The organism is Bifidobacterium pongonis, from assembly GCF_019331805.1.
Taxonomy (GTDB): domain Bacteria; phylum Actinomycetota; class Actinomycetes; order Actinomycetales; family Bifidobacteriaceae; genus Bifidobacterium; species Bifidobacterium pongonis.
Genome location: NZ_JAHBBE010000046.1, coordinates 1 through 12070, shown reverse-complemented (window position 1 = coordinate 12070; position 12070 = coordinate 1). Strand labels below are relative to the sequence as shown.

Below are 12070 nucleotides of genomic sequence, written 5' to 3'. Positions count from 1 at the left end.
GTGTAGGGCGGGTGCCTCCGGGTGGGGGAGAGGGGGCTGCGGAGCCTGGTTGGCCGGGAGGGGCGATGCCGGGGTTATGCCGGGCGGATGCGCCTAAGGCGTTGGCATATAAGGGGTTTGGGGGCGATTCGGGTGGCTGCAGGAGTGTGATGGGGTGAGCCGCACGACACGCCATGTGAAGAAAATGTGGTCGGTGTTTTTCGTGGGTGGTTTCGGGACTGCCGGGAGGGGTGCGAAGGGGGTGTGCGCGAGGGCGGCATTTTTGTATTTTCAGAAAGATAAACCGCGTTAATCAACAATCGTTGACATGTTTTCTTGGTTTTAAGCCGTTTGTCGGATTCCCGTAAGGGAACGGCGATGAGCGGCAATGAACAATGAAATACTTTATGAAAATAAGTAATCGGAAAACCGGTGTACAACGTTTGCGAAAAAGTGCGCGTTCACATCCCCCGTTTTGCCTCAAATGCGCTTGGTATCAATTTGACAACGCTTGCAAAAAGGGCAACAATAGGGGTCATCGGTTCACGGACCGGTACTCCTCTTCATAAGAAAAGGAGTGGGTGCTGGAGCGTCCACTTGTGGGCGGTTCGGCAAAAGAGAATTGAAGTGAATCCCAATGGTTATTCCGTGGGGGAAGAGCTATCTGGTGTGTCTGTTGTGTGGGACATGGATTCGCGTCGGTTCTCGCTGAAATTGGAGGGAAGATCCAATATGAAGAGCATGCAGAATGCGCTGAAGCGTCGCGCCAAGGGCGAAAAGGGCTTCACCCTCGTTGAGCTCCTCGTCGTAGTCATCATCATCGGCATCCTCGCCGCAGTGTCCATCCCGATCTACCTGAACCAGCGCGTCGCCGCCTGGAACTCCGCCACCGAGTCCGATGTCAAGAACGCCTCCATCGTGATGGAAACCATCATGACCAATAATGGTGGTAAGGTTCCGAAGCTCGATGAGACGACCCTCACGGAGACGAAAGCTATCTACGATAACAACGAGGTGACCGTCTCCGATGGTGTGACGATTAAGATTACTGCCAATGAAGGTGATACCACCTATACCATTGAGGGTAGCAACAAGAATAGTGACAAGTGCAAGAACTATACCTACAGTTCCGCCACTGGTTCCATCTCTAAGAGCGATCATGCGGATTTGAGCTGAATGATCATAAGGCTTTGATCCTATTAGAACAAGTGCTGAAATCCTGATGTAGTGAAGGTGCCGAAGGTGATTGTCACCTTCGGCACCTTCGCCCATATTCAGGCTCCCACCCCGGCGAACAGTGCGATCCCGTCATATCCAAGCTGATTTGACAGCCCCGGTGAACGGGGGAACAATAGGGGGCACCGGTTGCAAGCCGGTACTCCTCTTCGCGAGAACAGGAGTGGGGGCCGGCGTCCACTGTCGGGCGGCCAGGCAATGAGGATTGGTGGCGAATCCACCGGCTATTCCGTGGGGGAAGAGCCAGCAGGAGATGCCGAATTGTATGTGGCACGGATCCGCCGTCGGTCTTCACCGAGCAGGAAGGAAGACCCATGATCAACGTGCAGCAGACAATGAAGCGTCATGCCAATGGCGAGAAGGGCTTCACCCTCGTTGAGCTCCTCGTCGTGGTCATCATCATCGGCATCCTCGCAGCCGTGTCGGTGCCGATCTACCTGAACCAGCGCGTTGCCGCCTGGAACTCCACCACCGAGTCCGATGTCAAGAACGCGGCCCTGGTTATGGAAACGGTCAGAGCCAGCAGGTCCTCACTGGAAAATGTGGATCTTACCGATTGCCAAGGCGCGGGAAGCCTCTCCTCTACAACAACGTGCACAGTGGGTGACGGCACCATCAACCTGTCCCGGGGCGTGAGCATGAGCATCTATCTGGACGACAGTGGAGAAGACTACAAGATCGTCGCATATAACGCGAACAGCAAGAAATGCAGGTATTACATCTACACGTCAGTGGATGGGAGAACCGTCACCAAGGAAAGGGGAGGGAATGATCAACCCGCTCCCGCCAATCCGGGCGGCGGCAACGGCGGCAACAACTATAGGGAAGACCCCGACGACTGATCGTCAACCACCTGTTCGGATGGGATGCTGAACGGAACCCGCCTCCGACATCCCACCCGAACCCAATCCAATCATGAACACATACGCCACACGGCAATGAGGGGAAATTCATGGCCAAAGCACCAGCACAAACGCCCATGCAGCAGAACACCGCACAGAAATGGCGGTACAAAGGCGTTACGCCCGATGGCAGCAAACAAGTGAAAGGCACCATCGAAGCCAACTCCCGCGACCAGGCCGTGGCGCGCATCACCCAGATGGGAGCCATCCCCACCGAACTGGTGAACCTCTCCGCAGGCACCGGTCTCAACAAGAGCATCGAACTCAAAGGCTTCGCGAAACTCCCCTCCAAAAAGGACTTCGCCGTCACCTCCCGCCAGCTCGCCACCATGGTTTCGGCCGGCGTCTCCCTCATCCGTGCACTGAACATCGTCATCGAACAAACCCCCAACGAGAAACTGCGCACGGCGTTGGCGGAATGCGCCTCCAAAATCGAAGCCGGCTCATCCTTCTCCGAAGCCATGAGCGAAAACGAAGACGACATCTTCCCACCCGTCATGGTGTTCATGATCCGCGCAGGCGAAACCGGCGGCTTCCTCGACAAATCCCTGACCACCGTGGCCGAAAGCTTCGAAGCGGACGTGCGCCTGCAAGGCCAGATCAAATCCGCCATGGCCTACCCGGTGGTCGTGCTGTGCATCGCCCTGGCGCTGGTCGCCGTGATGCTGGTCACCATCGTCCCCATGTTCGACAGCATGTACAAATCCATGAACGCCACCCTGCCCGCCATCACCCAGATCATGGTGGCCATGGGCAAAGTCGCGCCGGTCGCCATCCCGCTAATCCTCGTCGGCCTGGTGGCCTTCTTCATGTTCTGGAAGCGCAACAGGAACAAGGACTTCATCCGCTCCTGGTGGGAGCCGTTCCAGCTCAAAGTGCCCGTGTTCGGCAAACTCAACACCAATGTGGCGCTGGCACGCTTCTGCAACAACTTCTCCTCCATGCTCGCCTCCGGCGTGCCGATCCTCAACGCGCTCGACATCGTCGGCTCCACCTCCGGCAACTACGTGCTCGACACCGCATCGAAGCGCGTCTCCGGGCTCGTGGAACGCGGTTACCGCCTCTCCGACAGCATGATGAGCGAAAGCGTCTTCCCGCTCATGCTCACCCAAATGGTCTCCATCGGCGAGGATTCCGGCGCCATCGACCAGATGCTCGCCAGCGCCGGCAAAGCCTACGACGAGGAAGCGCAGTCCATCGCCAAGCAGCTCACCTCGCTGCTCGAACCGCTTATGATCCTGCTGCTCGGCGGCGTCGTCGGCTTCATGGTGCTCGGCCTATACATGCCTATGTTCTCCATGTTCGATGCGTTGGGTGCAACCGCCTGACGGAACCACACCGGCAAACCAAACTGACGGACCACTGACAGGCCACTGACGGACCACAAGGGGAAGAGGAACAATGAAGGATTCGCGGATCTGGAAAGCATTAAACCGCAAATACCGGGCGCGGCTGCGCGCCGCAGTGGGGGAGCAGGGTGCGGCCATGCTCATGGCCGTCATGTTCGTGATGGTCGTGCTCGCCACCTCCGCGCTGGTACTCAGCATCCTGCTCTCGCAAGCATTGCCCTACAAGAACAACAAAGCCAACGCCCAGGCGGGCTACGCCGCCGAATCCGGGTTGGAAGCCGCGCTGAGCTTCCTGCGCGAAGCGGAAGCCTCCGGCAGCGCATCCTCGCTCCTGCCCACCACCGCCGCCGACGCGGGCCAATCCTCCAAGGACGAGCAGTTCACCAAAGCCGCGGACAGCACCGTGCTGCTCAACAACGTCAGCGTGAACGCAGGCACCGCGACCAGCAAATCCATCGCCTACGCGTCGCAGAACATGTCATACAAAGTGCAGATCGCCTACTATGACGGCGACCCCGACGCCAGCGGCAGCCACCAGATCACCTCGGCCAGCGGGCTGAGCGGCGTGCAATACGCCGTCGTCAAATCCTACGGGTACATCAACCGTTACCCGGACGGGCGCACCGGCAGTGAGTCCAAGCCGCTGCGTGCCATGCGAGCCGTGTACAAGTTCGAGCAGCAGAAGAGCACGCCGATACCACCTACGCCTGGTATCGGTGGTGGGCGTACCGGCATGGGCTTCTACTCCGCAGCCCCCTACAACGGGCGTATGGACAACCAGCCCACGTGGAAGAACATCGATATTCCCGATTTCGACACGGACGGCAACCCCACAGGCGCCGTTAAATACACCAATGGATCGGGAACCACCGGTTCCTCGGATACCCCCATCTCCGCGTCCAGCGTGATGAACCCCGTGAACCAGACCTGCATGCTCGCTACCAGCAAGGTGATCGACAAGGCCGGAACCTTGGACCAGATGGTCGAAGCGAACGGTACACCGAAGGTAGGGTCCTCCCTGATCGTTCTCCCTCAGGCACATAAAACCAGCAGCAGCGACAGCACCGTGATCTACACCGAACAGTGCAAGTCCACCGGCGCATACGCCAAGCTCAATACGTGGGTGTATTGGAGCGACAACACCATCAGGCCTTCCTCCGACATGTCGCTGTGCGTCACCGGTGCGGACATCAGCTCCGGCAACATCGGCGGCGGTATCGCCAAGCCCGCCACATTGCAGAAATGCGGCACCCCTTATGGCGTGAATGTGAGCGGCCAAAGCGACTACTACACCAACACCGGCGATGACGGTCCGCAGGCGAGGGAGAAGCGTGACCCCAACAGCACATTGAACCAGTACCAGAAGTGGGCGTTCTACAACGGCTTCATCAATGCGGGCTATTTCAACGAGCAGTCCTCGGTACAGGATGAGGCCGCGGAATATGATGCGTCGCTCCCCGAATCGCAGGGCTTCTCCGTCGGCGGCGTGCAGAAGCAGAAGAAGACCCGCTTCCAGGTGCTTGAAGTCTCCACCGCAGTGAACTCCGGGCAGGACATCCGGTATCTGAGCGGTGGCCACTGGGCATCCAACATCGATGACTTCGCCAACCTGAAGGTTCGCTTCCTGGGCGTTTCGAAGTGGAACTACGCAGCCGACGTAACCGCCTGGTTCGACGTGGCCGGCGATATGGAAAACGCCACCGCATCCTTCGGCCAAGCCGGCGAAGCCGGTTCCGCCACCCAGCAGCTGGTCAACCAGACCTCCGGCTTCTGCCTCTCCACCTCGGCGGACGGCAACGACGTCTACACCGACACCTGCCATGTGAAATCCGGCGACTTCAACCCGTACTGCTATAAGAAGGCACTGACCGGCAACCCCGCGCAACAGGATTCCGACCTGTACACCACGGACTATTGCACGGTCGCCGACCATAACGAAGTCGCACCCGACGATCACGCCGAATTCGAAGAAGACACCTCCGCCGACGGTTCCGGGCGCCAGACCAAAATCTGGAAAACCGTGAACGGTGTGAAGAAATACTTCATGGTTGAAGGCGACAACGTCAAACTTACCGACAACGAGAGCGCGGCGACTGTCTTCATCCGGTACAACGCCAACGCCTCCGACAAGTTCTACAAAGGCACCTTCCAGGTCGGAGACAAGTGCCTGACCGAGGTATACCCCGGCGACAAGATCAATGGCACACCCGCCTACGCCCGAACCGACGGCAAGCCCGCCGTAGTCATGGCGGATCGCGGCGCATCCACCGACTATCTCAACCGCTCCATCAAATCGCAGCAATGGAACGTCTCCGTGAACTGGGACGGCTCCGGCTCCGGCGGCGGTGCCGGTGGTGGCGGTGCCGGTGGCTCCACCACCCCCGAACCCTCCTCCTACAAGGGGTACGTGACGTCGAAGGAACTCAGCGCCACGTACACAGGGTGGTGATCGCATGACCGTACAACCCCACATGCTGCTCGACACGGCCACCACCGTGATCGTGCTCGTCGCGGCGCTCATCATCGGCTGCATCATCGGCTCATTCCTGAACGTGGTCATCTGGCGCGTGCCCAACCACATCAGCATCGTGAACCCGAAACGCAGCTTCTGCCCCAAATGCAAAGCGCAAATCGCGTGGTACGACAACATCCCCGTCATCTCATGGCTGGTGTTGCACGCGAAATGCCGCAACTGCAAAGAGCCGATCTCCGCGCGCTACCCGCTCGTCGAAACCCTCACCGGACTGGCCTTCACCGCCGTCATGGCCGGAGGCGTATTCGGCTTTTACGACCCGTGGGTGCTGCCGGAACTGTTCTTCCTGGCAGCCATGTCCATCGTGGTGGCATTCATCGACCTCGACCATCAGCTCATCCTGAACATCATCATCTACCCGAGCCTCGCCATCTCCGCCGTGCTGCTCGCACTCGCCTCGCTCCTCACCGGCGACTGGAAGCGCATGGTATACGCGCTCATCGGCGCAGTGGCGCTCGGCGCGTTCTACCTGCTGCTCGCGCTCGTCTGGGCCGGCAGCATGGGCGGAGGCGACATCAAACTCGCCGTCGTACTCGGCCTCGTACTCGGCTGGCTCGGCTGGCCGCAGCTCATCGTCGGCGCGTTCGGCGCATTCATCGTCGGAGGGATCATCAGCATCGTGCTGCTCGCCATGCGCAAAGTCGAACTGCGCGGTGGCATACCCTTCGGTCCATCCATGGTAATGGGCGCTTGGATCGGCATCTTTGCCGGAGCGTTCATCGCCAACTGGTATCTGCAGATTTCGGGTCTCGCCTAGAGCCCACAACAAAGGAGAGTCCATGAGAGCAATCTCGATACTGGCGTTGTCCAACGACGCCATACGCGCGGCGGTAATCGCCGACCCATATTCGGCGCGGCCCAGCATCAAGCACTTCCAAGTCCTCCCGCTGCCCAACGGCACCGTGGTGGACGGCGAAGTAGTCGATGAAACCACAGTCAGGGGGCTGTTGGAAACACTCGTGAAGCGGTTCAAATACCCGCGTGAAGACACCGCGCTACTATACTCCAGCCGACGCATGGTGTTCCGCGAAGCCGACTTCCCCTACATGGCGCTCGACGACCTGCACGCCACCCTGCCCTTCCAAGCGAAGAACATGATCCCGCTGCCGGTCGAAGAATCCGTGCTCGACTTCGTGCCGCTCTCGCTGGAAGAAAGCGACCAAGGGCAGATGCTGCACGGCCTGATCGTCGCCACCCTGCGAGCCGGCTTGGAAAAAACCGCGCGCGTGCTCGAAGACTCCGGATTCGTCATCACCTCCGTGGACGCCGCGCCATTCGCGCTGTCCCGCCTGTTCGGCGACCCCAACCAGAGCAAAGTCGAAGCCGTAGTGAACGTCGGCAGCAACAGCACCGACGTAATCGTGCTCGACCACGGCAAGCCAGCCTACCTGCGCGTCGTGCCCTCCGGCACCGACGACCTGACCGACGCCGTCGCCAACGCGCTCAACATTTCCTTCGAAGACGCCGAACAAATCAAAACACGACTCGGCCTGCAAAACGTGGTAGGCGATCCGAGGCTCGAAAAAGCCGAAGAAGTCATCCGCGAAACCGCGGCACAGCTCATCGTCGGCATTCGCAACACACTCAACTACTACAGCGCCGACCACGCCGAAACGCCCATCGAAGGCATCATCCTCACCGGCGTCGGCTCCCAACTCGAAGGCTTCCCGTCCGTGCTCGCCAGCTCCACCGGCAAAGTGGTGCGCATCGGCGATCCGTTCGAGAAATTCAAACTGTCCAAGGAAGTCAGAACGCAGGACATCATGAAGCATGCGACCGACGTGGCCGCCATGCTCGGACTGGTAATCGGAAAGAGGCCGAGATGAGTAAGGATAGGGGAGAAAAGACCCGTCGCAGCCGAAGCGGTGGTTCCAAGGGAGCCAAAGCATTCAGCACCGGAAACAACAAGCGCGGCAAAAACGGCAAGGGCGGCGACGCGGAAGACTCCGACGTTGAGAAAACCTCGCTACTCTCGATGAACATCTCCGACATCGGGCAGGCGCTCAAACGCGGCAGCACCAAACGCCGCGGCAAAGCCGAAACGCCGGACCAGTGGGTCATGCGCGCCAACCTGATGCCGAAATCGATCATCACGCTCAACCGTGACCGAGCCATCAAATACCTGCTCGTCTACGTGCTCGCCGTCGTGATCGTCGCAGCCGTGGTGGTCAGCGGCGCCATGATGGTGCAGGTCAGCATGGCCAACCATCGCACCGACAAAGCGCAGGAAAAATCCCTCGCACTGCAGAAGGAACGCGCCAAGTACAAGGACGTCGAAGACACGCTGAACATGCTCGCCGACAGCCAGGTGGCGCGCGTCTCCATGCTGTACGACGAAGTCGACTGGTACAAGGTGGCCGACGGTCTCAACGGCGCACTGCCCGCCGGGGGCAAATACACCAACCTGCAGCTCAGCGAATACCAGCTCGGCGGCGACAACCAGAGCTCCTCCAGCAGCGACGGCGCCTCCTCCGTGTGGGCGTCCAAGGGCGTGATCTCCGTCGACTTCACCGTGCAGTCGCCCGACTTCATCTCCGCCAAGGACTTCATCGCGAACTTCGCCAAGATCAACGGGTACATGACCGGTGACGTCAGCTCCATCACCAACGGATCCGACAACAACCAGGGCTACACGTACACCGGCACCGTGTCCATCGACCTGACGGACAACACCACGTCGCGAGGCGACAACTCCGCAGGCGCCGACGACTCCCACCGTGCGTTGCTCAAGAGGCTGCGCGAGAACCTGATCAACACGGCGAGCGGAACGGTTGCGGGCAACGCGAGCGCGTCCAGCTCCGACTCGTCCTCGTCATCCTCGTCATCATCGTCATCATCGGGTGACAGCTCCAGCTCCTCCAGCTCCAACTGACGCGGCAACCGCAACGATTCAACGAATAACGGGTGATAACCATGAATATCAACAAACATAGGATCGCGTGGATCGGCCTTGCCGTGGGCATCGTACTGGTCATGCTCATCACATGGATGGCGGGCGTGGCGCCCTGCCTCGACAAGATCCACAACGCGGACGAACAGACCGCGCAGATCGACGCGCAAAACGAGGTGACGCAGAAGAAAATCGATCAGCTCATGATCGCCAGCGAAACCCTGACCATCCAGAAGGCGCGACTCAAGCAGCTGCAGCGCCAGCTGCCCGAGAACTTCAACCAGTCGGAGTTCATCACCGCGCTCGACGGTGCGGCCGCCGGTTCCGGTGTGAGCATCAAGTCCGTGACCTTCGATGACGCCGTTGAAGCCACGCTGCCCTCCGAGTCGCAGAAAGCCATCGTGGCCGGTCACCTGGTGGAAGTGCCGCTGACGATCACCGCGTCCGGCAGCTACGACGCCATGCGCAGCTTCGTCGACTCCGTGCAGAAGATCGAGCGCATCGCGGTGCCGAACAACGTGACCTACAGCATCGACGCCGGCGGCGACGACAGCAGAAACAGCGTCGTGATCGAATGCGACATCTGGTCGATGATGCTCAGCGGCTCCTCCGCCGAAAACAAGGCCAACTAGCAGCTCGCGCCGCGTGTGCGGCTTGCGCTGCTGCGTGGCTAACGCTGTGCTGACGCTGGTGCGTGGCTAACGCTGGTGCGTGGCTTGCGCTGTGCTGACGCTGGTGCGTGGCTTGCGCTGTGCTGACGCTGGTGCGTGGCTTGCGCTGGTGCGTGGCTTGCGCTGTGCTGACGCTGGTGCGTGGCTTGCGCTGGTGCGTGGCTTGCGCTGTGCTGACGCTGGCGCGTGGCTAACCACAAAGCCGAGTGGACCCTCCATCCACTCGGCTTTCTCTTTACCGAAATCAGACAAAATCCGCCCTATTCTGTCCGATTTCGGTATGAACTTGCGTCCCTCCCTTCCTCCCTCTCTCTTTTTCAAGTCCCCTCATACCGAAATCAGACAAAATCCGCCCCATTCTGTCCGATTCCGGTAACGAACACACTCCCTCCCTTCCTCCCTCTCAAGTCCCCTCATACCGAAATCAGACAAAAACAAGCCAAATTTGTCTGATTCCGGTATGAGTCCCGCCCGCTCCTCGTCCGTCCTGCCTGTCCTCTCTTTTTTTCCAGGCTTTGCCCCTCTCTTTACCGAAATCGGACAAAAATCGCCCTATTCTGTCCGATTCCGGTATGAACTTGCGTCCCTCCCTTCCTTCTTCTCTCCCTTTCAAGTCCCCTCATACCGAAATCAGACAAAAACAAGCCAAATTTGTCTGATTCCGGTAACAAGCACGGGCTTACCCGTCAGCGCCCGTTCCTTGTCTGTTCCATGCCTGTTTCGCACTCTTCAAGACGCACCCTCATACCGAAATCAGACAAAAACAAGCCAAATTTGTCCGATTCCGGTATGAGTCCCGCCCTCGCTCACTCTGTCCGTCTTCGCCCCCCCGGCTCTCCCTTTACCGAAATCAGACAAAAACAGCCGGATTCTGTCTGAAAGTGGTACGAATCAGCCAGCGGGCAAATCCCAAACAACCGAGTTATCCACAACACGCCCGGCCAAGGGGGTCCCGACCACAGCCCTCGATTTCGATAGACAAGCACGCAGCCCTTGCTTACGGTCGAATCATGAGCACGAAACAAGAACTACCGATTCTCATCTCACACGCGGAGCAGCGCGGATGCTGCATCTTCGGCACAACGCCAACCATGCAGCGGGCGCTACTACGCCAGGCGCAGAACGGCAGCATGATTCGCCTGTCATGCAATGTCTACGCGCCGCGAACGCATTGGGAAACTCTGGATCCAGCGCAGCAATACCGCCATCTCACCATCACCATGTCGATGCGCTATCCGAAACGCATTTTCGCGGGATTGACCGCAGCCGCATTATACGGGCTCGAAATACCATGGGATCTTCTGCGTCGAAAGGAAATCCAAATAGCCAGCACCATGCACGGATTCCGCCGTGGCACGCTCGTTGGCGTTTATATGCGTTCGATTCCGGAACAACAGCTCGATTTGGAAGTGCCGGCCTCGCCTTCATCCCATCATGAGCAGTGCGGTCTTTACCCCTCGACCAGGATTTTCTGCGAGAAAACCATGTCGTGTACGACTCTGCGAGCCACATCGCCCGCGCGAACGATAGTCGATTGCGGTTTGCAGTATTCGTTCCGCGAAATGCTGCCGGTTATCGATTCCGCGTTGCGTAGCGAGATTGTCACCGCCGATGAGATTCTCGCGCAATGCGATGCGCTGCCATACGATTGCAGTCCGGTTTTGAAGTTGCTGGATTATGCGGATCCGTTAAGCGAGAACGGCGGCGAATCGCTGCTTCGCGCAGTGCTTATTGAATATGGCTTGGTGCCTCCTGAACTGCAGCGCGTGTTCGTCGACCCGCTGGATTCGGCGAACACCGCTCGAACGGACTGTTTGTGGGAGACCGAGGATGGCAGGATTATCGTGCTTGAGTATGACGGCATGCGTAAATTCGTGGATCCTGAGATGACGGGGCGGCGCGATATAGCGGCCGTGGTGTCGGCGCAGATCGAGCGTGATGGTTTGTTGAAACGTGCTGGGGTCGATGCGGTGGTTCATGCGACGTACGATGACATCGTGGAGCCGAAGCGGTTGCTCACGGAGCTTCTTGAGCTTGGCGTGCCGAGGGTGAGCAATCCGATGCGTTTCTTGCCGGACTAGCCGGGGTGGGGTCTTCTTGCCTTTCGATCTTTCCTTCCTGTCCTTTCCTATCCCTCTCTTACTGAAATCGGACAGATTTGGGTGGATTTTGTCTGATTTCGGTATGAGTCCTGTGAGCCCTCATCCCGGTCCTTTTCCTATCCCTTTCTCTTTACCGGAATCGGACAGATTTGGGCTGTTTTTGTCTGATTTCGGTATGAGGATGTGTCTTGAAGAGCACGGAATGGGCACAGAATGGACATGGAGAGGGTGTTGATGGGAAAGCCCGTGCTTGTTACCGGAATCGGACAAAAATCGCCCGATTTTGTCTGATTTCGGTATGAGGGGACTTGAAAGGGAGAGAAGAAGGAAGGGAGGGACGCAAGTTCATACCGGAATCGGACAGAATAGGGCGATTTTTGTCCGATTTCGGTAAAGAGAGGGGCAAAG

General features: G+C 58.7%; 9 protein-coding genes. All 9 read left to right on the top strand.

The features are described 5' to 3' along the window. Positions 1 to 711 precede the first annotated feature (711 nt). The 9 genes from KIH75_RS09310 to KIH75_RS09270 all read left to right on the top strand — a co-directional run bounded on the left by KIH75_RS09310 (position 712) and on the right by KIH75_RS09270 (position 11641). Complete coding sequence (locus tag KIH75_RS09310; protein WP_219056441.1) at positions 712 to 1155, top strand: type IV pilin protein; 444 nt, start codon at positions 712 to 714, stop codon at positions 1153 to 1155. Positions 1156 to 1529: 374 nt separating this feature from the next. Then, on the top strand, positions 1530 to 2057 hold the full coding sequence (locus tag KIH75_RS09305) for a type IV pilin protein (RefSeq protein WP_219056440.1): 528 nt from the start codon (positions 1530 to 1532) through the stop codon (positions 2055 to 2057). A gap of 110 nt (positions 2058 to 2167) precedes the next feature. Beyond that, positions 2168 to 3445, top strand: a complete 1278-nt coding sequence (locus KIH75_RS09300; protein WP_219056439.1) for a type II secretion system F family protein — start codon at positions 2168 to 2170, stop codon at positions 3443 to 3445. 73 nt (positions 3446 to 3518) lie between these two features. Then, positions 3519 to 5915, top strand: coding sequence for a hypothetical protein (locus KIH75_RS09295; protein ID WP_219056438.1), 2397 nt, complete (start codon positions 3519 to 3521; stop codon positions 5913 to 5915). A 4-nt stretch (positions 5916 to 5919) separates the two neighbouring features. Continuing rightward, positions 5920 to 6756 (top strand): prepilin peptidase, encoded by an 837-nt coding sequence (locus KIH75_RS09290; protein ID WP_219056437.1) that lies wholly within the window; start codon positions 5920 to 5922, stop codon positions 6754 to 6756. 22 nt (positions 6757 to 6778) lie between these two features. Beyond that, positions 6779 to 7825, top strand: coding sequence for a type IV pilus assembly protein PilM (gene pilM, locus KIH75_RS09285; protein WP_219056436.1), 1047 nt, complete (start codon positions 6779 to 6781; stop codon positions 7823 to 7825). Further along, positions 7822 to 8871: a hypothetical protein gene (locus KIH75_RS09280; protein ID WP_219056435.1), complete on the top strand. Its 1050-nt coding sequence runs from the start codon at positions 7822 to 7824 to the stop codon at positions 8869 to 8871. Before pilM ends, KIH75_RS09280 begins: the two co-directional genes overlap by 4 nt. Before the next feature lie 41 nt (positions 8872 to 8912). Then, positions 8913 to 9521 (top strand): type 4a pilus biogenesis protein PilO, encoded by a 609-nt coding sequence (pilO, locus tag KIH75_RS09275; RefSeq protein ID WP_219056434.1) that lies wholly within the window; start codon positions 8913 to 8915, stop codon positions 9519 to 9521. A gap of 1049 nt (positions 9522 to 10570) precedes the next feature. Then, entirely contained in the window at positions 10571 to 11641 is a 1071-nt protein-coding gene (locus KIH75_RS09270; protein ID WP_219056433.1) for a CTP synthase, read from the top strand. Positions 11642 to 12070 lie beyond the last annotated feature (429 nt).